Source organism: Nostoc sp. (assembly GCF_036917315.1).
Classification (GTDB): Bacteria; Cyanobacteriota; Cyanobacteriia; order Cyanobacteriales; family Nostocaceae; genus Nostoc.
Map to the genome: position 1 here is coordinate 45,640 of NZ_JBALDR010000070.1, position 25,443 is coordinate 71,082.

The window sequence follows — 25,443 nt, forward strand, 5'->3', positions numbered from 1 at the left end:
AGCTTAACTGGATTTCCCCAAATAAATTAGTGCTTTTATTAACAACAAGCTTGACATTTCAGAGGAGATGTGGTAAGTGAGCCGTCTTCAAAACCAAAAGCAAATTACTTCTAGCGGTAGCTGGTGGCGACGGTTAACAGCTACTGTTCTTCTGGGAAGTTTTTTGCATACTACTATATCTATGCCAGCGATCGCGCAACAGACTAACAATCTGGTTGCGTCTGTGCCATTAATAAATCAAGCTACTTATACTTATACAGATTCTGCTAGCAATTATCAATATCAAGGAAGTTCTGAGCAAATCAATGTTAGTCCTATCCCCTTACTCGATCCATTAGGACGGATTTTAGGTTGCGCTGGCACAATCTTACCTGACTATACAGGTTTTTCAGTTGGGGTATACGAACCCAACTCTAGCGATCCAACGGGGACAGAATTGGGCAGCTTGGTTGCTTTGACTCGAACAGAGTTACCAGATATTCCTAATAACAACGTTCCTGGTGGTAAATCGCCAAATACCGAGAATAGTAATCCCTACTTCGTTACGAATAACCCTGCGGGTGTCTACAATTTCCTACTCGATCCAAATAAGGGTCAAACCGCTCCAGGTAGAACCTACATTTTTGTAGTTAATCCACCACCAAATTCTATCTATAAACAGCGGCGGGTCAAGATTGAAATCCTTGCTAACACTGGAACACAAGGTAATGGTGTCGTGCGATATGTCGCTAGTTCTCTGGATGGTCAACCAATTAGTCTTACAGGCGAAACCAGGATAGAGCAAACAGTTGTTTTAGTTCCCAATGCAGAAACGGTGGGACTGGATTTATTAGCCTTTGAATTCACTACAAATTTGTGTCAAGCCAATCAGTTACAGATTATCAAAACAGGCGATCGCGCTACTGCTGAACCTGGAGATACGGTAATCTACCGCCTGTCGGTAAAAAATCTCGCTGATGCTGGTTTGAGTAATATATTAGTCACCGACGACCTACCTTTAGGATTCCAGTTTTTACCGAAATCTGTGCAAGGAGAGTTGGACGGTCAACCAGTCGCGATCGCTTCAGAACGCAACGGTAACACAGTGACATTCCGCACAGACGTAACAATTTCCCCAGAGAAAGTCTTGAATATTGCCTACGCGGCTCAAATAACAGCCGATGCATTGCGTGGTACTGGTCGTAACACTGCGATCGTTAATGCTCAACGAGCTGATAACCGTTTTAGTACTAAGGATGGTCCAGCAACCCACCAATTGAAAATTCGTCCAGGAATCGTTTCTGACTGTGGCACGATTATCGGTCGGGTGTTTGTTGATAAAAACTTTGACGGGGAACAACAGCGTGGTGAGCCTGGAGTACCCAATGCAGTGATTTTTCTGGAGGATGGAAACCGCATCACTACAGATCCTAATGGTTTGTTCTCCTTAGCTAATGCCTTACCTGGATACCACACAGGTGTACTAGACCTTAGCAGTGTAGCGGGTTACACCCTAGCTCATAACGAAAAATTCCGCGAACGAAATAGCCAATCTCGCTTGGTGCATTTAGAGCCTGGTGGCTTGGTACGCATGAACTTCGCTGTAACCCCAACATTTCAGGAGCCAGTCAAGAAATGAAAACCAGACTGCACTGTTTAACTACATTTAACCTGAGATTGATGGGGGCGATGCCAATAGTAGCTCTCAGCCTTGCTTTGTACCCTGCAATAGTCAAAGCAGAAATCACTAGTGAAAAACTCCTTTTCTCTGATTCCCCTTTACAAGCAGAAAAGGGTATTAAAGATCCTGATTTTTCAGCGCATCTGGAAAACCTCTCTTCTTCTAAGGGAGAGGGTTTGAATTCTCCACCTCTCGAATTTGCCTCAACTTCTTCAGCATCGGCTCCTAAAATTTCAAATGTCCAGCCAAGCGAAACAGAAATACAACTATTTCAACCAAAAACTTCTGTAGATTTGTCCAGAGACTTAGGCAAAATTGCAGAAATAGAGGACAAGAACGACGAACGCAAAAATACTGAAACACTATTTCATGCTTCTCCAACAGAAATACAACTATTTCAACCAGTAACTTCTGTAGGTTTGTCTAGAGGATTAGGCAAAATTGCAGGAGTAGAGGACGCGGGGACAACGGGACAAGGGGTAAATGAAAATCTTCCCGTGTCCCCCATAGTCCCTATCTCTACAGCAATCAAAATCCTGACTCCGACGGCTGACAGTGTTGTAGACGTACAAGCTAGCACGGTAATTGTGCAGTTTCCTGCTGGTAGTCAAGTGGAATTGCGGGTCAATGGGACGTTGGTAGACCCTTCTTTAGTGGGACGGACGGAAACTGATGCTACCACCAATTTAGTAACGCAGACATGGTATGGTGTCTCGTTAAAAGAAGGTGCAAACACCATCTCTGCAATAATTGTTGGAAGAACAGAACCCCCTGTAACAGTGCAAGTTGCAGTACGGGGAACGCCGAAGCAATTAACTTTAGAAACAGTTGAGTCTCGTATCCCAGCGGATGGACGTTCAACGGCGACAATTCGGGGTCAACTCATCGATGCAAGTGGTAATCGCTCGAATCGTGATGCTGTTGTCACCCTCATACCCACTGCTGGCGAGTTAGTCGGGAAAGACTTCAAGCCTGATGAACCTGGATTTCAAGTGGAGGCGAAAGCGGGGCAATTTACAGCGACGTTGCGATCGCAACTGAAGGCTGAAACTGTCACAATTCGCGCGATCGCAAATGATTTAGAAGCCTTCACCCAACTACAATTTGAAACCTCACTGCGTCCGAGTTTAGTTACTGGAGTCATAGATTTACGTTTGGGTGCTAGAGGTACAAATTATTACGGCAGTTTCCGTGATTTCCTCCCTCCTGACAAAAACAACGGAACGCAATTAGATTTCCATTCAGCGATATTTGCCACTGGTGCGATCGGAGAATGGTTATTTACAGGGGCATACAACAGTTCTCGTAGCCTGAATGAAGATTGCAACTGCGATAATCGCCTGTTTAGAACTTACCAATTCAGCGAACAAAACTATCCTGTCTACGGTGATAGCTCGAAAGTTGATGTAGTCGCTCCTTCCATTGATAGTGTATTTTTGCGTTTTGAGCGTTCAGCTCGTACCCCTGGCTCCGATCCTGATTATGCGATGTGGGGTGACTATAACACAGAAGAATTTGCGCGGCGATCGCAGCAATTTACTTCTATCACCCGTCAACTCCACGGTTTTAAAGCTAATTACAACTTAGGAAACCTACAAATTACAGGTTTCTATGGCGACCACTTAGAAGGGTTTCAACGAGACACCATTGCTCCCGATGGTACTAGTGGTTATTACTTCCTCTCTCGCAGACTATTACAAGCAGGTAGTGAAAATGTCTTTATCGAGTTAGAAGAACTCAATCGTCCTGGGACTGTATTAGAACGCAAACAGCTTAACCGAGGCCCAGACTACGAAATCGACTACGATCGCGGTACTTTATTATTCCGCGAACCGATTCTTCGTACCGATATCGATCGAACCGGACAAGTATTAGTACGTCGGATTGTTGTTAGCTATCAATATGACAGCGAAGACTCTGACGGGAGCATCTATGCTGGTCGTTTGCAATATAATCTTTCCCGCAAACTTAATCAGGAAAGTTGGATAGGAGCAACTTACGTTCAAGAAAATCATGGGGTGCGCGACTTTCAACTCTACGGTGCAGATGCACTGATTGCTTTGGGTGACAACGGTAAGTTAATCGCAGAATATGCCCATTCCACAAATGATTCTGATGTTGTGGGAAAGGTTAGAGGTGATGCTTACCGTTTAGAAGCTGAAGGAAAGATTACTAATGGGATTCAAGGTCGTGCCTATTATCGCTTTGCTGATACGGGTTTCGCCAATAATTCCACTATCAGCTTTGTCCCAGGACAAACCCGTTATGGAGCGCAGGTTACAGCTAAACTCACCTCAACTACCAATGTCAGAGCGCAATACGACCACGAAGACAATTTTGGGATTGCTCCCCAACCCCTAGATACCTTTGAAGAACTGTTTGCACCGCGTTATGAGGCGATACCTGGGAGCAAAGTTGATAATTCACTGACGACGATTTCCGCTGGGATTCAACAACGTTTGGGTAAAGCTACTCTGGATGTGGATTGGATTCATCGTCGTCGGGAAGACAGAATTCTCGACAGTGCTTTGAGTAGTAATTCTAATCAACTGCGATCGCGTTTTTCAGTTCCCCTTGCTAAAAACCTGACCTTCCAAGCCCAAAATGAACTCAGCTTATCTTCCCAAAAAGATACTGTTTACCCAGACCGTACCATTTTGGGGTTGAATTGGGCGGTAATTCCTGGTGTCAGCGTCAGTTTGGCCCAACAGTATTACAGTAGTGGTCAATATTCGGGTAATTCCATCACTAGCTTGAGTGTCAACGGCGAACACAAACTCGGATCGGATACTACCTTGACCGGTCGCTACTCAATTTTGGGTGGTGCTAACGAAATGACTACTCAAGGTGCAATTGGTATAAATAACCGTTGGACTATTGCTTCGGGATTGCGGCTGAACGTTGCTTACGAACACGTATTTGGCAACTTCTTCGGACGCACGGCGGCAGGTCAACAATATGCCCAACCCTACGCCTTTGGTCAAGCAGCATCTGCGATCGGATTTGATGGTGGCGATAGCTACAGTGTCGGGCTGGAATACAGCGATAATCCGCAGTTTCAAGCTAGCGTCCGTTATGAACATCGTTCCTCTTCTGGTGGTAGTAATACAGTAATTACCGCAGGTGCTGCGGGTAAAATTTCTCCGGCTCTCACAGCTTTAGTACGTTATCAACAGGCCGGTTCTTCCAATCAAAAGCTTTCAGGATTGGGAGATACTGCTAACCTCAAGTTGGGTTTAGCTTACCGCGACCCCAATAGCGATAAATTTAATGCTTTATTGCGTTATGAATATCGCCAAAATCCATCAACCATCCCTGACACTATCCTGTTAGGAAGTGGTACGGGTTCCCAAGACCATACCTTTGCTTTAGAAGCGATTTACGCTCCTAACTGGCAATGGGAATTCTATGGAAAGTATGCTTTGCGTAACAGTACCTCTTACATAGCTAACGATTTAGCCGGTACTAGCACAGTAAATCTGGCCCAAGTACGCGCTACCTATCGTTTGGGATATAGCTGGGATTTAGTAGGTGAGGCTCGTGTAATTAGTCAGTCTAGCTACAGTGAGACAGGCTTTGTTCTGGAAACAGGCTACTACCTCACGCCTAACCTGCGCGTTTCGGCTGGATACGTCTTTGGTAAAGTTGATGACCGAGATTTCTCAGGAACACGTTCCGCAGGTGGGGCGTATTTGGGCTTTACGGTTAAGCTCAACGAATTGTTTGACGGTTTTGGACAACAAAAACCTGTAGCGCGCCAGCCACAGGAATCGGCGATGAAAACTTTGGTGGGTAAACTCAAGGCTGCAATAAGTGGGATGCAAAGGCGTGAAATATAAAAGGGTTATTTGATGTAGAGATGTTCATTGCAACCTCTATATACGAATTTAACCTTTCCTCATGGGAATACTATTGTCGTAACGATTTTTTATTCGCTTTGAATCTAGTGCAAAAACGTTTCAATTTTCATGCTGGTATTTGTATATTTATAAACTCAATATCATTACTCACATATTATGTATTTTTATTGGAACTAAATGATGAAATATTTACTTAATAAATTAAGAGCGATCGCCACAGTAAATATTGATGGAAATGATAAATTTTCTCTGACTGTCGATAACCCAGTAAAAAAAACTATGGAAAAGCCATTAACAATTAGCCGTCAAAAACTATGGCTAAGTAGTCTGGGCTTTTTTTTATGTATTTTCGGAACTAGTATCCAACCTAGCTGGGCTGAAGGCAGCAAAGAGTTAGTTTCTGATGGCGGATACAGACCTTACTTGGAATGGTCAGATTTATTACTGGCAGGTATTGTTCGGAAAACTATACTCAAAGTTTATGTTCAACAAGGAGAAACAGTTAATCTTGGCTCTAGTGTGCCTACTAGTTTTTCAGATCCACAAGATATTGTTTACCGCAGTCCCTTTGGTACTCAAAATGGCTCTTGTAATGTTCTAACTTCTGGTTTTGGTTTGATTAATACTGTTGCCAAAGAAACGGCTGGCCCTTTACCTAATATCGGTGGCTATACCCCTTGTAGTTTCGTCGCTACAGAAACAGGTATTTACGAAGTTGAATTTCATTCTCCGAATACAGCTGGTGCAAGCAATCCGCCGCCAACAACTGCAACGGCGGCATTTCCTACAGGTAATACTCAATTTTCAGGGGTAGCTGCTTGGGATATCACAGTTCGAGATAGTAACGGTGTTGCCAAAAAAGGGCGAGTATTTACTAACTATATTGCTATGAATATGGGGGCAAATGCCAGTGGTGGTACTCCCGTAGCACTCAACTCTAAGCTTTATATTCAAACCAAAGATGGGTATCGTTACGAGACTGACATGAATGGAGTCGATCCTTTTGGCTTCATCTTTTTTGCTAATAACCGGGGATATCTTGATAAAACAAATAACAGCACTGTCTACCATTCTGCTGGCGGCGCTAGTAATAATAGTTTGATCTTTCCCGGCAATGTGCAAGTTCAAAATCCAAATGTTTCTGATACTACAACAGACATTACCCACTTAGTTTTCTTCAATCGACCCGACACCGCAACCCTCAATTCTTTGAGTATTCCTATTGCAGCGACGATTCCCACAGTACCGACTTCGTTCAAATTCACTGGGGGTAATGGAGGTAGTGGGAACCAAACTTCTGTGGGTGTGGGAGGCAATTTTAGTTTCAATGCTGCCTCAACTGGTAGCTATCAAATAATTATTGACACCAATAATGATGGCATTTTTGACCCTAGTAGCGATCGAGTACTACAAAATGTGCTAGCTGTTGGCTCAAATGTGGTGCTTTGGGATGGAAAGGATGCAAGTGGGACAAATCTCCAACCTCTACCAGGAAATACAGCATACAATGCCATAATCACAACACGGTCGGGTGAATATCACTTTCCCATGTTGGATGCTGAGAATAATCCGCTGGGGTTTAAAATCACAATGGAAAATCCTCCTGCTGGTTTTCCTACCCTTGTAGATCAAAATGGCCAGCAGATTGGATCGACTACCATTTATTACAACGACAACAATTATACTACTGCCAATGGTACGGCGATTAACTTAAATGGTACGGGAGCTACTAGCCCGCGTAATGCTGCTAGAGGGATTAATAGTGCGTTAGGAGAGCATGAATTTAGTAGTAATTATGGTGACTTTAAGGGAATAGATACTTGGACATATTTTCCAAGTCAAGCAATCCTTACTCCCTTGGTAATTACTACTAACACTCAAGCAAATGTCATAGGAACAAAATCTGTTCGCTTCTTCGCAGACAATGATAGTAGTGGAACAGTGACTGTAGGCGATCGCATCGAATATACCATTACTTACTCCAACCTGAATCCAGGTAATAGCGATGCAATTAACTTTGTCATTAACGACTCATTACCCTCACAATTAACCTTTGTGAGTGCGGCAATTACTGCTGCAACTTCAGGAAATAATATCACAATCAATCCCAGTTACAACGGTGCTGGTGTTGTTGCTGTGACAAATTCTGGAACTCTCCGTGTAAGTGATACGATTACCATTAAAATTACTGCCACGATTAATAATGCCAATAGCGGTAATCCAATTAGTAATCAAGCAAATGCGACTTTTAACACACCTGATAATCCTACAGGAACTGTTGGTACAGTGTTCACAGATGCAGACTCTGCTGGTGCTACCAATAATCCACCTACTCTCGGTAATCCGTTCTTACAAATTACTGATAATGGTATAAATACTGGTAATAATCCTGCCAGCACAGCAGATGATGATCCCACTTTATTTACAGTATTAAATACTGTTAGTTCTAACCCTAAATTGCTGTTAATTAAACGGATTACCCGCCTCAATAACCAAGATTTAACTGATATTGTGGATGGTCGCAGTGACGTTGCTACTAATGCCAATAACTATGTACCAGAACCTTATGCTACTGATGATAACGAGTCTAAATGGCCTGCTGGCTACTTGCGAGGATTAATTAATGCTGGCACTGTCAAACCGGGAGATGAATTGGAATACACGATATATTTTCTTTCCAATGGTCTTGGTAATGCAACTAATGTGAAATTCTGCGACTTAGTTCCGACTAATGTTAGTTTGATTCCTACTGCTTTTAATGGCATGACTCCTAATGATGGTGGCTTACCAGGAGCAGATCGAGGAATTGCTCTAGCTATTGGTTCTAATACACCTACGCTTTATCTCACTAATGTAGGAGATAGCGATCGCGGGTATTTTTATACAGCTAATGACTCAGGTACACCATCATACTGCGGTACTAACACCAATGGAGCAGTAGTGGTCAATATTACAGTCCCAAGTTTTCCTAATCTACCCGCAGCCACTGGATCTGGCACACCAGCTAATTCTTATGGTTTTGTCCGCTTCCGCGCTAAGGTGAAATAGCTTTAACCACGACTAACTAAGGGAATTAAGGCCATTAGGAGAGTTATGGCTGTACGGTAAGAGGCGATCGCAGTTTTGTAAAAAAATCTTTTGAATAATCCGAAAAGCAATAACTTCAGTTTGGAGATTCAGCATATACCTACAAATAAGTCATGGTAAATATGAATCTAAAACTGAGATTTAAACCAGTTTCTCACAGTTGGGTTGCTTTACATCCAAAGCCTAAAGGGGTAATTCAATTTATTGCTGGGGCTTTCTTTGGTACATTTGGCCCTATGCTTTTTTATCGTTATCTGCTTCAATCTCTATTCGAGCAGGGATATACAATTATTCTTTTGCCATTTAATTTTACTTTTAACCATTATGTAGAAGCTGGTTTTCTCATGAGAGAACAGTATGAAATTCTGCCAGAGCTTGTGAAAATGGCGAGTGTTGCAGGATATGATTATGAAGCCTATCTAGATGATAAGAACTTTTCTTGGATTGGACATAGCCTTGGCTGTAAATATATCTCGCTGCTAGAAGGATTTACTGCTCTACCTCCAGATGCTCAAGAGAGAGAACAGTTTATTCGGAAGCTACTATTTAAAACTTCCGATGAGTCGCAGATAGAAAGTGTGATTGCAGACATTAACATTCTCTTTGATGAACTAACGCGAAAAACGGCTGAAGTTAAAAAATTAATTTATACTTATGTGCATAAGGATATCAACATTAACAGTGTCTTCATTAAAGGACAGGTTTCTATCCTATTAGCACCTGCTATTGCTGACACAGGGAGCGCAATTCGTCCTCAATTTTTAGCGGATATCATCGACAATCTTGGTTGGGGTGTGAAACCAACTGTTGAAGAAACCCAGCATTTAATCAAGGATAGTGGGCTATTTAATATCATGGGTTTAGTCTGTTTCAAATCAGACAATATTGCTAAATCAACCTGTGAATGGTTTACTAATATTCTGCAAAAGCCACCTCAAGATTTTCGCAACACTGAAGCAGGTGGACATTTAAGACCTTTGGGTATTCAGCTAGCTAAATATGTCGTTAATCTTTTTGATAAACCATTAATTGAATCAGTTCAAGAGCGAAACCAAGCATTTGAGCATAATGTAATTCAATTGCTTGAAGAACTGAAAGAAAAATCAAGATAATGGGCATTGGGCACAAGAGGCAGACAGGAAAAACTTACTACAACTTCTCCCCTGCTCCTCTGCTCCTCTGCCCCTCTGCTCCCCTGCTCCCCACTCCTCACCGTTTAACCCTTTTTCATGACAATCCCAACTCTTCTGGAAAACCGAGCATGATGTTTAGGTTTTGGACTGCGGCTCCTGATGCGCCTTTACCCAGATTGTCAAGACGAGCAACTAGCAAGACTTCTTTGGTGGTGTCATTGGCGAATACAAAAACCTGAACAATATTAGTACCGTTCAGTGCAATCGCATCTAGAAATGTTCCGTCTCTGAGCAGTGTAGAATCTTGGAATGGAGCAACCTGCACGAACTTTTCACTTTGGTAATAGTCAGCGATCGCTTCATAGATAACCTTACCTGATGGTGGATTATCTAAACTTCCCAGTGGCAAAGGTATCTGTACTAGCATCCCCTGCTCAAAATCTCCCACGGCTGGTACGAACAACGGCGGTGATGCTAACCCTGAATACTGATGCATTTCTTTGACGTGCTTATGCCCAAACTGCAAACCATAGATGCCATAAGGGTAGAGTGACTCTGCGCCGGCTTGCTGTTCGTGGAAGGTATGATACTGTTTGATGAGATTCTTTCCGCCACCAGAGTAACCTGATACTGCATTAACGGTGATGGGAAAGTTACTATTCAGGAGTCCTTTAGCAATTAACGGACGAATACAAGCTAAAAATCCTGTGGGATAACAGCCCGGATTGCTGACAAACTGCGCGCTGGCGATTTTCTCTCGCTGTCCTGGATTTAGTTCAGGGAAGCCATATACCCAGTCTTTAGCGGTGCGATGAGCAGTACTAGCATCAAGGATCTTAACCCTAGTATTACTGACTAAGCTAACAGCTTCGCAGGCTGCATCATCAGGTAGGCAGAGAATGATAACATCAACAGCATTGATTAGTTTGGTTCGCTCAGTTGCATCTTTACGTTTAGATGCTTCAATGCTAACTAACTCGATATCATCCCGTTGGTTCAGGCGTGAGTAAATTTGTAAGCCTGTGGTTCCCGATTCCCCATCAATGAAAATCTTCGGTTTAGTAGTCATGCGCTTTTTATTATATGAGAGTTATATTTTGACAAAGTAAGAGTTATTTTAACGATTGATTTTTGAATGAAATTAACCTGCTTTCACCATCCACACCAAAAAGCTCAGAATTAGTTCGATAGGAGGAAGAGAATAATCCATTAAATCAATCGTGACTGTTTGCCCCTCTAGTTTCAGAAATCACCATTGGGTTCCACTGCTTACAGTACCGTAAACTGCTGTTAAAGGTTGAACTCTGGCTTGATTGAATCGCTGTGCGGACTCCTTCCACAGTATTTAGATGAAAATCTTGTTTCACTCGGTCAATGTTGAATTGACTGTAGGGCATGATAAATCAATACTCCATCAATTTGCTTGATTGTAATAGTATTTGTTCCTTCGCCTTCCCGTTTCAGGATATGAATTTTCCCTTTAACTCGTTTTTTGTTAAGGGCTACTCCTCCCAAGCTAGAGTACGTTTCACTGCTTTTTGCCAAGTACCAAATTTGGACAAGGGGAAATCACTCTTCGGCTCAAACACACGCTCAATTTGCCGTTGTTCCACGAGTGTTTCATAGCTCTCCCAAAATCCTACAGCTAAACCTGCCGCAAATGCTGCACCCTGAACAGTGGTATCGCGCATTATCGGACGTTCAACTGGAATACCTAACACATCAGCTTGAAACTGCATCAAAAAATTATTCTCGCAAGCACCACCATCTACGGTTAATCGCCCAACTGGAGTACTGCTAGATGCGTTAATTGCTTGCACCACCTCCAGAACTTGATAAGCGATCGCTTCCAGCACAGCGCGAACTAGATGCTCTGGTTGTACGCTAGCGGTAATGCCGAAAAAAGCTCCCCTGGCACTCATATCCCAGTAGGGTGCACCTAGTCCGCTAAATGCTGGCACAAAGTAGACTCCACCATTATCTTTTACCTGATTGGCCATCGCTTCAGTTTCAGCAGCAGTTTTAATCAACTTCAAGCGATCGCGCAACCATTGAATACAAGCGCCACTAGTAAACATACTGCCTTCTAAGGCATAGCCGACATCTAAAGTATCGCTGGTATTTGCTTGTGTCCATGCCACTGTGGAAATAAGTTTATGGTGCGATCGCACAATTTTTGTTCCTGTGTGAGCTACTAAAAAGCTACCAGTGCCGTAAGTACATTTCATCAAACCGGGGCGATCGCAGCCATGACCAAATAGAGCTGCTTGCTGATCTCCCAAGATGGCAGTAATGGGAATTTCAGCACCCAACAAAGTCGCATCAGTAACTCCAAATACTCCTAAACTCGGCTGAATCTGGGGCAAAATATGAGCCGGAATTTGAAATAGATCCAGTAAAGCCTCATCCCATTCACAGGTTTTGAGATTCATTAGCATTGTACGGCTGGCGTTGCTGTGGTCAGTGGCGTGGACTTTTCCACCTGTGAGATTCCACAACACCCAGGTATCAATAGTACCTGCTAAAACATTGTTCAGGTCAACATCTGTAACATTGTCTAATAGCCATCGGAGTTTGGTGGCTGAAAAGTAAGCATCAATGATTAATCCGGTGCGATCGTAAATTTCATCAGCGTAACCTTGCTCTTGTAACTGGTGGCAAAGGGGAGCAGTGCGACGATCTTGCCAGACGATCGCTCTATGGAGTGGTTTACCAGTAGTTTTGTCCCAAATCAAACAGGTTTCGCGCTGTACAGTGAGTCCCAAGGCTGCGATCGCTGATGGTACAATCTGGGCATTTGCAATTGCAGTTTGCATCACCCAACAGGTATCCTGCCAGATTTGTTGAGGGTCATGTTCTAACCATCCTGGCTGAGGATAATACTGAGTTAATTCTTTATATGCCTGCCCAACAATCTTGCCGTCTGCGTTAAATACAAAGGCGCGGTTGCCTGTCGTACCTAAATCCAGTGCTAAAATGTAGCCCAATGATGGAATTTTTTTGCCAAATGTGTGCATAGCCGCTTTTAATGTTGCGTAGGCGTAGCCCAACCTAGACATCGCGATTTTAGCAATACGCCTTCAATCACATATACATTATTTTGGGTACATTTGGAATTTCCTGTTTGGATAGCGTTATGTCTCTGTAAGTTTAAAAAGGCTACATTTTTACGCGAAGTTGTACTTAGCACAATGGGTATTGATGTCTGCCTCAAATCCCAGACCTTCACAACATTGCAAGAGGCTGTGCATTTGAATTATGTGTAATTATATCAGTACAGTAAATCATTATCAAAATGCTGCGTTCAAAGGAATATTAGACAAAAATTCATAGAATTTTTAGGATTAAATTTATGTGGCAATATCCAAAGTGTCACTTTATTCAAGTCTGATTATGATACTCATGTTTTATAGTTTGCATATAAAAATCAATAGTAAACCAATACGGTTCACAAAGATGTGAAAAATCATCATCAAGACATAAATCGCCGTCTCCACAAAAGACTAATTATTGTAGAGACGGCGATTCATCGCGTCTCTTGCCTTCACGAACAGTATTGAGAGTAAACCTCGTTAATATAGATTTTATTACAAGTAATCATCTTAACTTGATATAAAAACTATGGATTTAAAACTAGATGTGGTTTAAAAGTTAAAACCATCGGAATACAATAAAATCTCCCCATGCTAAAAGCTAATCAAAATCAAAATGCACTACTAGCTCTGTTGTTACTTGTGCCAATACCAAGCATTGGTATTACAACTCAACTATATATACTCCCTGGCTTTCAAGGACATTTAGTAGCTTTATTAGCTAAAATCTGGTTGTTGGTACTACCCATTATTTGGTTATTATTTATTGATAAAGAGAATTTAAAATTTGAATATCCTAAAAGACGCGATTTATTGGCTGGAGTCGGATTAGGGCTATTGATGCTAGGCATCATCTTGATTGTTTATTGGCTGCTGGGCGCAAAATGGATAAATGTTGAATATGTTCGCGATCGAGCAACACAAGTTGGATTGAATAGTTTTGTGATTTACTTAGTAGGTGCAGTGTATTGGATATTTGTTAACTCTTTACTTGAGGAATTTGTCTGGCGTTGGTTTGTCTATCGTAAATGTGAAATTTTGGTATCAAGTCCTTTAGCTGTAGTACTGTCTGCACTGTTTTTTACGATTCATCACGTTGTTGGTTTGGCAGCTTACTTCGACTGGCGCGCGACAACTTTATGCTCTTTGGGGGTATTTCTAGCAGGGGCGATTTGGTCATGGTGCTACTTAAATTATTCCTCAATCTGGCCTGGATACATCAGCCATGTTTTTGCAGATATAGCGATTTTCCTGATTGGCTGGCAACTGATTTTTACTTAAGAAAAATGTAATCAATCTATAGCGAACTAATTAATCAACATCTCTCAAGATAATATGTTTTTTTAAGTCGAAACTGATTATACCTTCTTCTTGTAATTTACCCATCAATCGTGTAATTGTCACCCTGGTGGTGCAGCAGGCGCTAGCAATATCTTCGTGAGTAAAGCGAACATTTAGGCGAGTTCCCTGTGGTACAGTTTCACCCACTTCTCGTTTCAAAAGTTGTAATAGATGCTGTAAGCGATCTTGTACTCGCCGTCTGCCACAAATTGCTAAAAAAGATTCTGTTTGCTGTAACCGCTGCTTAATTTTTGGTAGAAGTGTATGGCTTAGTGTTGGAGAAGCTGCTATCTCTGCTGCATAAATTGACACTAACTCAACATCAGCGAACGCTGTTGCTTGGTAAATGTCTAAAGATGTCAAACTAGAACCAAAAACCATTCCTGCTGTTGCCAATCCGATTAGCACTTCTTCACCCGTTTCACAGTAGGTACTGAGTTTCACCAAACCCTGAGAAACATACCAAATTACTAATGGGTTGAGGGGAATAGTTTCTCCTTTATCATATTTATGTAGGGGGCGATTGTTGAAAATGTCACTCTTGTCTTTAACTCTTGCTGATTCTAACTGCTGACGCTCGGTTATATTACGCACCATCCAGCGCAGAGAAATTGCCTTACCCCGTTGATTGCGGACAATTGTCACTGTCAAAGCTGCATCAAATAACTCGCCATAACGTTGTTGCAAATGTACGAATAACTCTCCAACTCTGTCTGATTGCGATAACTGTATCAGTTCGTTGCGAACTTGCTGACGTTCTTCTACAAGGACAAAGTTAACTATTGGTTTTCCCACTAAAAAATGCTTGGAAACATTCAACAACTTAGCTGCGGTGAGGTTAGCTTCTTGGATGATTCCTTCTGTATTAGTCACTAAATAGCCGTCTGGCGCTAACTCGAATAAATCTTGGTAGTGATGGCGTTCTGCTTCTAGCCAATTCCGTGTTTTTGCTAGTTCCTCGTTTTGCTGATAAAGTTCCTCTGCCGCTAACTGTACTATCTTTGAGGTGTTATGGAGTTCCTTAAAAGCTTCCGGCAACAAATCAGGGGAAATCCAAGGTAATAAACTAGCAGTTTGGTATAAATCTGCTAAACGCTTGTGCAATATTTCTGTACGTTGGACAAATTTTTCTATGTTCACCTTAAATTCTCGCTATTTGCTTGCAGAAGTTAAGCAAAAAAACTACTAAGTAAATCCTTGAAAAATTGCAGTATACTTAATTTTATTGAGTGATAAATCTAACTGGTTGTAAGTTGCAATTTTTATGTAATTGAAGTAATAAGTTAGATTTATTTTAGGTTCTTGACAATTTATATCCTATAGTCGCTACAGATGAGCCAGTTTTTAAATGACACATATAGTATTCAACCTAAATGCTCTAAGTAAAATTGAATCTAGCAAATTCCAAAGGTATCAGATATTTGTTTACCATAAATTTTACGGAGTTTTGCTAAGTAATACTTCTACCCTTGGTGGTAAAATTCTGTAAACTCAGCTAAATACGAGTACCAAATCTGCCATCTAAGATTATGCTAATTTTTGACTAAACTGATAAGCCAGTCAAAAAGATAGCACCAGCAAAGAGCAGATACCACTGTTGGAAAACCCTACATCTCAACCTTAATTTTTGACTATTATTGTTGAATCCGTTTTGTCATTTTCCCAATAAATAATTTAGTGCTAATAATAATTCTTTCCATTTTTACTAAGAATAACTGATAAGACTTTCCCCAACTTCCATCACAAGCATCAAGCAACTACTACCAAAGATATAGACTCTAAGTTAAGTTCGTTGGTGATTCTGAATACTTTGCCTATTAACAAAATTCACAACAAGATTCCCAACTTCTTTAAGAGGATGTTTTATAAAGTATTATTGCTAACACCAAAAGCTGAGAAATCTAAATCTTACTCCTTTGTAGGGGTTAGATTTCATCTGACTTTTCACGTTATGTGGAAAAGCCACAAAAAACCTAACCCCCTAACCCCCTTCCCTAGGTTCGCGTAGCGGCACGAAGTGCGGAAAGTGCGGAAAGGGGGAAAATTTAAAGTCTCTCTCTCTTTAGTTAGAGGATAAATGAAGTAGTAAGCTGGTGTAATTTAACAATGCGTAACAGCTAATCAACGCGCAAGTTACAAGGAGTGATGAGTGAGGTGTCAATGCGATAAATCTCATCACTCCTTTTTACTTACATCACTTTATGAGCCAATACGCTTGGGTTAGCCCCACAAACCTTAAACTATGTAGTAGCGCTAGTAGTCTATCGCATTAATTTTCAGGGATAAGAGAACGAACCGCGTTCGCGTAGCGTCTCGTAGAGAAGGCGCGAAGTACGCAAAGGAAGAAAGAAGAGAAATTGAAATTTGATTCACCCATCAGAATTAATGACATAGACCACTAGTAGGTTGGGTGGAGGCTTTGCGTAACCCAACATCCTGATATATGTTGGGTTGCGCTCTACCCAACCTACCTCTAATGCACAATTTTTTTGCTTGCCACGCCACTACAATTTTTCTTAACTGAACTGTATTGGTTTATGAGCTACTAACGAATGCCATCATTATCAATGGCGCTGTAGCTGTCGCTGGGGAAAAGCCCCAACCAAGGGTCAGAACTAGGAGTTAAAAATAGTTGTCCGTATACTTGTTGATTGAGCGCTTCCACACTCCTTGTTTGCTTACCCTGCATAAACCATTGATGAATTTGGCTGTGCAGCATATATTCATTTCTGACTGTATCTAAAGCCATTGTGGCTTCAAAATTTTTCACTATTATCGGCAAATTATCTTCTTGAGTGTTGGCAGATTGAGACTTTTTAGCTCTGATTAGAGAAATGCTGTTTTGGTCTAGCTTGACATCGGCGGCATAGAGTTGAGCAATTTTGTCCCAAACTTTCTGGTCAGTAATTTCAGCTAAGGCGTTTTGATTCCGTTCAGCATCAGACTGGAGAGCAGTTAACATTGGCGTTTCAACTCTCATTTTAGAAACTGCTAGAGAGCTTGCTATTTCTGCTGTCGGTGGTTGATTAGGATTGTTGGGAATTTCTACCAACTTAGGGGGAGACTGGATACCCAGGCGGGATAAATCTGCAACCCATTGGGCTTGGATAGAATTTAAGCGATCGCTGTGGTATTTTCTTAAATAAGACTCGCGATCGCTTGGTGTAAGTTTACTGTAATTTTTTACTGCTAATTCAGCCTGCTGTAGCTGTTGCAAAAATGCTTTGGGACTATATAATCCTGGAATAGCATCAATTGGACGACCTGATGCATCCAATACATAATGAATGCTATTGCCTGTAATCGTTCGCTCCAACTTGCGTCCGTCGCCAAAATCAATAGTTACTTTGGGTACAGGGCGCACTGATTGCCAGTGCAAAATGAAACGGTCTTGAAGCAGCTTAGAAATTTCCAGATTCGGATACAGCGCTACCCTGAAGAACCTACTATTAGCACAACTCAAATCTTGATCCAGCCTACCCAATAACCGCAGAGATAGAATGGGTTTACCGCTGGTTCTAGCAGCAGCTTTGGCCTGTTCTATATCAGTGTACCAGTACAAACGAGAGGCGTAACAGTCCCGTTGTTGACAAAGTTCGTCTAAAGCTAGCCGAAGTGCAGGGGAAGGTAGAACTGCTCCTGAAGAAGCGGTATTTAACGTATTAGCATGGGATTTAAGAAATACTTCTAACCCTTTTGGGCCTTGTTTCCGAAGTACAGAAACTTCTTGAGATAGGTTGGAGATTTCAGCTACAGGAGTTTGAGCATCAGCTATCTGCACAAAACCGAAGCTGACTAGGATGAGTGCGAAAGGATATTTGCAGGTTCTAAATTTCATATATTTTCAGATATTTTTAAGGAAAATAGAGGGTATGAGTGGGGAGCATCCGGTTTTGGCAACAACAGAAAGAATTTGGTTGACACTCTCAAAATTCCACTGTCAGCCAGAAATTTAATCCTAGCTTATCGCCTTTCTCATGGCTGATATTAAAGTATGTTTTTATACAGTTTTGCTAATCCAAAAATATTTACGACAAATCACCCCGTTTAAATTGCACTGTTAGGCGGCGTGGTGGAGAGGTTGTAATTCTCTGTTAAATAGACTCTTTATTAGGGACTAGAGACGAAACCCAAGATTGACGTTAGTTTGCTGGGTTGTGCTAAAGAGCGCGATCGCTTATTTATGAGATGCTATCGGTAGCTTAGTTTCTTAATCTTCCTGATTGGGTTGTGCTAAAGAGATAGTTTCTAGGTAATTTACTAAATCGTTTTGATTGGAGAAATCTAACAGCGCCTCGGCTAAATCTTCTAGTTGAGTAATAGATAATGTGCGAATCTGCTGTTCTATCTCTGGCTCAATTGCAGCAAACCGACGTGTCAAAAGACGCATAATCAGTTGTAGCGCCTCCTGTTTCTTTCCTCGTTCTTCTCCTTGTTGCAAACCCTGTTGTAATCCCTTTTGCAGAATATCTTGGTAAATCACAGATTCTTGCATAATTTCCTCTAATCTTCCTGATTAGGTTGAGGTAAAGAAATATTTCCTAAGTAATTGACTAAATCGCTTTGACTGGAGAAATCTAACAGCGCCTCGGCTAAATCTTCTAGTTGAGTAATAGATAATGTGCGAATCTGCTGTTCTATCTCTGGTTCAATTGCGCTAACCCGACGTGTTAACTGACGCATAATCAGTTGTAGCGCCTCCTGTTTCTTTCCTCGTTCTTCTCCTTGTTGCAATCCCTTTTGCAGAATGTCTTGGTAAATCACAGATTCTTGCATAATTTCCTCTCTGAAAAGCTGTGTAATCAAACTTTTATCAAACCGCAAACCAGCTAAAACCTGTACGCAAGCTGATATATTTTGTCGCTCGTCTATTTCTTCAATCATATCGACATTAGCAGAGACTTGAGTTAACAAGTCTCTCGGTGAGTCGGTTCTGGCTAATGTCGCGAGTGGTAAAAGTGCGGGGTTAGCTAGCAGTGGTGTGGGATCTTCTTCCCATAAACGAATCACTCGATACTCGTGTCTGGTTTTTTTATCTACATACTGAGTATTGAAAACAATTTCTGAGGAGGTGGGTTGTAAGAAAATCAACACCTGCTCAATATCACACCAGTATTCTCGTTTTAATCTGGTGTAGTAATCCAGCATCCGAAAATCAAGCGGAGTTTTAGATTTGGGTGTAGTTTGAAACTCTAAATGTAAGATTTGGTTGGCGATTTGCAGAAACGTCACCGAATCAGCGCGAATGGGTTCGAGGTTGAGTTCGGTTTTGAGTACTTGGATATCTGAGGTGTCAGATGCAAGTAACCATCTGGCGAAGTCACCAGGATATTTTTCGGCAAGATATTTGCAGGTGTTATCGTAACTCAAGGGCTTATATTTGATATGTTGTGGTCTAATTGCATATTTGGGTATGGAATTATGAAAAACTCCACCCATAAGTGAATGGAGTTTTCCGCCGTTTTTTATGAAACTAAAATCTGACGGCTTAAAATACTCATTACCTCGCCAGGGTTAGCAGTTGGTAGTAGTTGACTCTAGTCTCCAACACTTGCATAGCCAATCACCTGTAAATGAGTGAATTGTGCTGGTGACGGCTTTCGGAGAACCAATCAATAAGTGTTTAATTGGTTCTCTATTAGAGAATAGCATTTGAGCAGATTGTTTGAAGATGAGTGCATCGAAGTCTTCGCTACTCAAATACTGTTGCAACTGTGCTTCAGCGAACTTTTGATTTTCTACGAACTTTTGTACTTATGTCATTATTGTAGTTGACTCCTAGAGTAGGGGTTTAAAGAAAAGCGATGTCTACGACGGGCTACCCCTACGCAGACTCTTCTCGGAGGGCGATCGCTTTTCTTATGCTTTTGATAATACAGTATAATCTTATACAAGCTAACTACTAATGCAAAAATGTTTACAACAAATCAACCCGTCCAAATTATATTTTTGGACGGGTTAAAACTAAATATATGAACTAATTATGGAAGTGATTGTGAGATGTTTTTATCTAATTAGTTGATTGTTGATATTTAACCTACAGCATAATCTCGCCACTATAAAATTTAGATGGATTAAACTTGGTTTGGGTTAAGGCTTTGCGAAACCCAACAATACGATCTATGTTGGGTTTAATTACGTCAATCTAACTTACATTTATAATGCAGAAATTTAGGCTTGACACGGCGCTATATTTATGTAGAAAGTGGATCAGTGCAGCAAAGGAGTTGTGCCGTTACCGTTAGTTGACGCACTCGCAATTGCAGCTTGAGCCGGTTGAGTGGGAAGAACTGCTACAACTGGAGCAACTTTTGAACTAGATTTTTTATTTCTTTTTCCATTAGAGCCGCCAGCTTTAGAATACTGTATGCTGTTTCTGCCGTAGACAGTTGCAACTCCACTTAGCATTCGTTCAGATATTTCGGAGAGGGCTTTATCCATCTGGATAATTGTCTTACGCGATTCTTCAAGATTGGACACAAGCGTGTTATGAGCTTCTAATGTCGCACGGGTAGTGTTGATGAGGTGGTTGTAGGCTTCAATGGTTAATCCATGTCCTAAATCCAGATTTTCATCAACGGATTTAAGCAAGGCGAGACGAAGTTGGGCTTTGTCAACAGCAGCAGAAGTACGAGTTCTTAAAGACATGAGATATCCTTTTTTTTAAGAATTCCTTTTTCAACATAGTGGAGTATCCTTTTGCCTGAGATGGGTAGTTTTATGGATTTGTTTTATTAAAACTTCAACGAAATAATTACGAGTTTGTCTGTATTTTTACTTATTTTTCATATCTATTTGTTGTTTGAGAATAAGTGCAATTAGCAAATGCGAACTCCAATTCAGCAAATGCGAACTCCAAATCAGCAAATGCGAACTCCAAATCAGCAAATGCGAACTCCAAATCAGCAAATGCGAACTCCAAATCAGCAAATGCGAACTCCAAATCAACAAATGCGAACTCCAAATCAGCAAATGCGATCGCCATATCAACAAATGCGAACTCCAAATCAACAAATGCGAACTCCAAATCAACAAATGCGAACTCCAAATCAGCAAATGCGATCGCCTAAGCTGACTTTTCACGGGATCTGGAAAACCTCTCTCTAAATCTCTCTCCTGCAAGGAGAGAGACTTTGAATTTTCCCCCTTCCCGCATCGGTAAGGGGGTTAGGGGGTTAGGTTTTTCGTGGGTTTTTCCAGATGACGTGAAAAGAAATCTCGATTCAGAAAATTGTAGGGACTGTCAACTTTGTGTCTAATTTTTCAGAAATTGAGCATAATATTGTTGAAGCTTCAATCAAGATGCGTCTAACTCACACTTGCTCATGAACGAACAGCGTTTATACGCTTATAATCAGCTAATTCAAACCCTGCTAGATTGCCCTAGCGGGGAAGAACCAGAGATATTAGCAGCGAATACAGAATTGCTAGATGCTGACTTTGTGCAGGTTGTTGTAGCAGCAGCAGACCATTTTGCCCAGCAGGGAGAGGAAAATACTGCCGAGTGGTTGAGAAACTTAGCAACATATCTCACTACCCCAGAAACTACTCTCATCACCGAAGAAGATATAGAGACTTACGAGCAATTTTTAATAGAAATACTGCAAGCAACAGCAGACAGCAACGGCGATGCTCAAGTAATTTACCCATTGCTGGCAGCAAATACCGATAAACTCAATGATATTTTTGCGAAATTATTGCGCCGTTGGGCAACAAATACCTTAGCAGAAGCGGAAGCAGATAGAGCAGAATACATTGCCGCAGACATTGTTAATTTTAGTAATCGGATTCAGCAGTTCCCCTTGGGTAGCAAAGCCAGCAATATGGAAATTACGATCGCTGGCTACGAAATCGTCCTAACTGTATATACCCGCAGCGCCTTTCCTGAAAAATGGGCAATGACGCAAAATAATCTGGGGATTGCTTACGGTGACAGAATATTTGGAGAACGAGCCGAGAATATTGAATTGGCGATCGCTGCTTATTCTGCTGCACTGTCTGTATATACTCGCAGCGTCTTTCCTGAAAAATGGGCAATGACGCAAAATAATCTGGGGGAAGCTTACCGTAACAGAATATTCGGAGAACGAGCCGAGAATATTGAATTAGCGATCGCTGCTTATTCTGCTGCACTGTCTGTATATACCCGCAGCGCCTTTTCTGAAAAATGGGCAACAACGCAAAATAATCTGGGTAATGCTTACTGTAACAGAATATTCGGAGAACGAGCCGAGAATATTGAATTAGCGATAGTTGCTTATAATCAAGCACTCGAAGTTAGAACCCGCAGCGCCTTTCCTGAAAAATGGGCAACGACGCAAAATAATCTGGGGATTGCTTACGGTGACAGGATATTAGGAGAACGAGCCGAGAATATTGAAAGTGCGATCGCTGCTTATAATCAAGCACTCGAAGTTATAACCCGCAGCACATTTCCTGAAAAATGGGCAACGACACAAAATAATCTGGGGATTGCTTACGGTGACAGGATATTAGGAGAACGAGCCGAGAATATTGAATTAGCGATCGCTGCTTATGCTGCTGCACTGTCTGTATATACCCGCAGCGCCTTTCCTGTTGATTGGGCGATGACGCAAAATAATCTGGGGAATGCTTACCGTAACAGGATATTAGGAGAACGAGGCGAGAATATTGAAAGTGCGATTGCAGCTTATTCTGCTGCACTGGAAGTATTAACTTGCAGCGCCTTTCCTGTTGATTGGGCAGGTACGCAAAATAATCTGGGGAATGCTTACCGTAACAGGATATTAGGAGAACGAGCCGAGAATATTGAAAGTGCGATCGCTGCTTATGCTGCTGCACTGTCTGTATATACCCGCAGCGCCTTTCCTGAAAAATGGGCAACAACGCAAAATAATCTAGGGAATGCTTATGGTGACAGAATATTAGGAGAACGAGCCGAGAATATTGAATTGGCGATCGCTGCTTATTCTGCTGCTCTGGAAGTATTAACTGGCAGCGCCTTTCCTGTTAATTGGGCAGGTACGCAAAATAATCTGGGGCTTGCTTACGGTGAGAGAATATTAGGAGAACGAGGCGAGAATATTGAAAGTGCGATCGCGGCGTATTCTGCTGCACTGGAAGTTAGAACCCGCAGCGCCTTTCCCCAAGACAATGCAGAAACTTTGTTAAATCTCGGCAGTTTATACCAAGAGGAAAAACTATTTGACTCAGCTTACAATACCTTTGTTTCTGCCATTGCTACAGTCGAAGCTTTGCGCGGAGATATTGTTTCTGGCGAAGAAGCCAAGCGTAAACAAGCAGAAGAATGGAATCAACTTTATAGGTGCATGGTGGAAGTTTGCCTAGCATTGGCAAGAGACACGGAAGCAATAGAATATATTGAACGTAGTAAAACCCGCAATTTAGTAGAACTGTTAGCCAAAGCAACATTAACAAATCCAGAAAATCTGCCTTTCGTTGGTAGCAGTATCCACTTTAGAGAAATTCAGAAGCTTTTAGAGAACAAAACTGCAATCATCGAATGGTATCTTTTTAATGATTGTTTTCGTGCTTTCATTATCACCCGCGACAACAAGCCAGCCATCTGGCATTCTAATGAACAAGACTTAGATGCCTTAATCGATTGGACAAATGAATATTTAGATGACTACAACAACCCGGAAGACGAAAATAAAATCCAATGGCAGAATCAGCTAGAAGAACGCCTAAAAAAGTTAGCAGAAATTCTGCATCTTGAAGAAATCTTAGACCAAGTACCTAAACAGTGCGACATATTAATCCTTATTCCTCATCGCTACTTACACCTGGTTCCTCTCCATGCTTTACCTGTCAAAGAATCATACCTAATTGACTTATTCCCCAACGGCGTAGGCTATGCACCCAGTTGTCAACTTCTGCAACAAGTGCAACTGCGTCAACGTCCTGATTTTCAATCTTTCTTTGCCATCCAAAACCCTACAAAAGATTTATATCAAGATTACGAAAAAGATTTAGGAGCCGTTGGAACCATCAAGAAACAGTTTGCTGATGCTAAGATTTTGAAGCAAGACCAAGCTACCAAGTCAGCAATTTTGCTCGGCATTAATGAAAATATTCACAATGTCACACTAAATCAAAAATTGCTGAAAGCTAACTGTGCTTTTTTCTTCTGTCATGGATACTTTAACTTTGCTTCTCCCCAAGATTCTGGTTTACAGTTAGCTGATGGAAACCTGACTTTAGCAGATATCATTACTCACTTTAAACTAGAAAACTGTCGCCTAGTCACTCTCTCTGCTTGCGAAACTGGTGTTACAGATTCTACAAGCACGAGTGATGAATACATTGGTTTACCCAGTGGATTTTTGTTAGCTGGTAGCACCAATGTAGTCAGTAGCCTTTGGACCGTCGATGCTATTGCTACAGCTTTATTGATGATTAAATTTTACGAAGGACTACAGCAGCAAAGTAATATTGTATTAGCTCTAAATACAGCACAACGTTGGTTAAGGGATACCACAGTCAAAGGATTTCAAGATTGGTTGAATAACTGCTCGCTAAGTCTACATTGGCAAGCACGAATAAATCAATACTTTGATGATAAGCATAAAAATGCCTTAACCAAGCCCTTTGAATCACCTTTTTATTGGGCTGCTTTTTGTAACATAGGTAAAGGAGTTTAGAAAATGTCAGTTTATAAAAATAGCATCCAAGCTTTTATTCAACAAATACTTGACTATAAACCAGAATTGATTTCTACTCAAGACAGGGAGAAATTGCAGCAACTATCGAGTCAATTACCAGATGACAATGACGAAATTTCAGAAATACTAGAAAATTGGTTGAAACTAGAATCCCGTAGTCAACTTCTAGAAGCCTACAAGCAATATTTGATATTATTTGCTGCTGAATTTCCTATTGATGGAGATACAAACATAGGAATAGCTAATAGTAAATCCCAGACTCAAGCCAATCAACCTAGTGAACCATCAAAGGAACTTGTAGATAACGCCATAAAAAATAACTCTCCTTTGTCTGAAAACACGAAACCCGACAAAAAATAGTGAAGAATTTCAGCCTCAGCCTCTATGCTTTTCATCTCCGCCACACCCTAACTGAACTTCCCGGTGAAGTTGTGACAGATGCTAATCTGTTGTGGGAAAATCTGGTGAAAGTAGGTGAGAGTTCGCTAACTTTTGTTGGGTTGAAAGATTTAAGCTGTTGTGCTTTTAATTTGCACAAACAGCATTTCCCTTGTTTTTTATTTTTCTTCCCCATTTAATAATAAGCTCTCCATCATTTAAGAG

General features: G+C 41.3%; 17 protein-coding genes and 1 pseudogene. 9 read left to right on the top strand and 9 right to left on the bottom strand.

The annotated features are described in order from the left end of the window. Window positions 1-181 precede the first annotated feature (181 nt). The 4 genes from V7K84_RS32675 to V7K84_RS32690 all read left to right on the top strand — a co-directional run bounded on the left by V7K84_RS32675 (window position 182) and on the right by V7K84_RS32690 (window position 9,719). The gene (locus tag V7K84_RS32675) at window positions 182-1,618 is read left to right on the top strand and encodes a hypothetical protein (RefSeq protein WP_334844466.1); all 1,437 of its coding nucleotides are present in this window, start codon (window positions 182-184) and stop codon (window positions 1,616-1,618) included. Continuing rightward, on the top strand, window positions 1,615-5,499 hold the full coding sequence (locus V7K84_RS32680) for a TonB-dependent receptor (protein ID WP_334844439.1): 3,885 nt from the start codon (window positions 1,615-1,617) through the stop codon (window positions 5,497-5,499). The genes V7K84_RS32675 and V7K84_RS32680 overlap by 4 nt, the downstream gene beginning before the upstream one ends. A gap of 198 nt (window positions 5,500-5,697) precedes the next feature. Continuing rightward, window positions 5,698-8,568: a hypothetical protein gene (locus tag V7K84_RS32685; RefSeq protein WP_334844441.1), complete on the top strand. Its 2,871-nt coding sequence runs from the start codon at window positions 5,698-5,700 to the stop codon at window positions 8,566-8,568. Between the two features lie 161 nt (window positions 8,569-8,729). After that, entirely contained in the window at window positions 8,730-9,719 is a 990-nt protein-coding gene (locus V7K84_RS32690; RefSeq protein ID WP_334844443.1) for a DUF1350 family protein, read from the top strand. A gap of 115 nt (window positions 9,720-9,834) precedes the next feature. Here V7K84_RS32690 and argC read toward each other — a convergent pair whose 3' ends face one another. From argC to glpK, 3 genes are all read right to left on the bottom strand, one after another. After that, window positions 9,835-10,809 carry an N-acetyl-gamma-glutamyl-phosphate reductase gene (gene argC, locus V7K84_RS32695; protein ID WP_334844446.1) on the bottom strand — a complete coding sequence of 325 codons (975 nt, stop codon included), beginning with the start codon at window positions 10,807-10,809 and terminating at the stop codon, window positions 9,835-9,837. A 145-nt stretch (window positions 10,810-10,954) separates the two neighbouring features. Next, the gene (locus tag V7K84_RS32700) at window positions 10,955-11,137 is read right to left on the bottom strand and encodes a hypothetical protein (RefSeq protein WP_334844448.1); all 183 of its coding nucleotides are present in this window, start codon (window positions 11,135-11,137) and stop codon (window positions 10,955-10,957) included. A 105-nt stretch (window positions 11,138-11,242) separates the two neighbouring features. Further along, window positions 11,243-12,757, bottom strand: coding sequence for a glycerol kinase GlpK (glpK, locus tag V7K84_RS32705; RefSeq protein ID WP_334844469.1), 1,515 nt, complete (start codon window positions 12,755-12,757; stop codon window positions 11,243-11,245). A gap of 666 nt (window positions 12,758-13,423) precedes the next feature. Here glpK and V7K84_RS32710 point away from each other — a divergent pair. Beyond that, complete coding sequence (locus tag V7K84_RS32710) at window positions 13,424-14,113, top strand: CPBP family intramembrane glutamic endopeptidase (RefSeq protein ID WP_334844449.1); 690 nt, start codon at window positions 13,424-13,426, stop codon at window positions 14,111-14,113. A gap of 30 nt (window positions 14,114-14,143) precedes the next feature. Here V7K84_RS32710 and V7K84_RS32715 read toward each other — a convergent pair whose 3' ends face one another. The 6 genes and pseudogenes from V7K84_RS32715 to V7K84_RS32740 all read right to left on the bottom strand — a co-directional run bounded on the left by V7K84_RS32715 (window position 14,144) and on the right by V7K84_RS32740 (window position 20,821). Continuing rightward, window positions 14,144-15,313 (bottom strand): PAS domain S-box protein, encoded by a 1,170-nt coding sequence (locus V7K84_RS32715; RefSeq protein ID WP_334844450.1) that lies wholly within the window; start codon window positions 15,311-15,313, stop codon window positions 14,144-14,146. 1,405 nt (window positions 15,314-16,718) lie between these two features. After that, the gene (locus tag V7K84_RS32720; RefSeq protein ID WP_334844452.1) at window positions 16,719-18,011 is read right to left on the bottom strand and encodes a hypothetical protein; all 1,293 of its coding nucleotides are present in this window, start codon (window positions 18,009-18,011) and stop codon (window positions 16,719-16,721) included. Window positions 18,012-18,383: 372 nt separating this feature from the next. Beyond that, window positions 18,384-18,668 carry a DUF4351 domain-containing protein gene (locus V7K84_RS32725; protein ID WP_334844453.1) on the bottom strand — a complete coding sequence of 95 codons (285 nt, stop codon included), beginning with the start codon at window positions 18,666-18,668 and terminating at the stop codon, window positions 18,384-18,386. A gap of 8 nt (window positions 18,669-18,676) precedes the next feature. Beyond that, window positions 18,677-19,543 carry an Rpn family recombination-promoting nuclease/putative transposase gene (locus tag V7K84_RS32730; protein WP_334844471.1) on the bottom strand — a complete coding sequence of 289 codons (867 nt, stop codon included), beginning with the start codon at window positions 19,541-19,543 and terminating at the stop codon, window positions 18,677-18,679. Between the two features lie 95 nt (window positions 19,544-19,638). Then, window positions 19,639-19,825 (bottom strand): annotated as a pseudogene (locus V7K84_RS32735) (hypothetical protein). 558 nt (window positions 19,826-20,383) lie between these two features. Continuing rightward, a complete protein-coding gene (locus tag V7K84_RS32740) occupies window positions 20,384-20,821 on the bottom strand; it encodes a hypothetical protein (protein WP_334844455.1) in 438 nt (145 codons plus the stop codon). 177 nt (window positions 20,822-20,998) lie between these two features. Between V7K84_RS32740 and V7K84_RS32745 the strand changes: the two genes are divergently transcribed. The 4 genes from V7K84_RS32745 to V7K84_RS32760 all read left to right on the top strand — a co-directional run bounded on the left by V7K84_RS32745 (window position 20,999) and on the right by V7K84_RS32760 (window position 25,418). Beyond that, window positions 20,999-21,280, top strand: coding sequence for a hypothetical protein (locus V7K84_RS32745; protein WP_334844457.1), 282 nt, complete (start codon window positions 20,999-21,001; stop codon window positions 21,278-21,280). Window positions 21,281-21,498: 218 nt separating this feature from the next. Next, window positions 21,499-24,819, top strand: coding sequence for a CHAT domain-containing protein (locus V7K84_RS32750; RefSeq protein ID WP_334844459.1), 3,321 nt, complete (start codon window positions 21,499-21,501; stop codon window positions 24,817-24,819). A gap of 3 nt (window positions 24,820-24,822) precedes the next feature. Then, complete coding sequence (locus V7K84_RS32755) at window positions 24,823-25,200, top strand: hypothetical protein (protein WP_334844460.1); 378 nt, start codon at window positions 24,823-24,825, stop codon at window positions 25,198-25,200. Beyond that, window positions 25,200-25,418 (top strand): hypothetical protein, encoded by a 219-nt coding sequence (locus V7K84_RS32760; protein ID WP_334844462.1) that lies wholly within the window; start codon window positions 25,200-25,202, stop codon window positions 25,416-25,418. The genes V7K84_RS32755 and V7K84_RS32760 overlap by 1 nt, the downstream gene beginning before the upstream one ends. The last annotated feature ends 25 nt before the right edge of the window (window positions 25,419-25,443 follow it).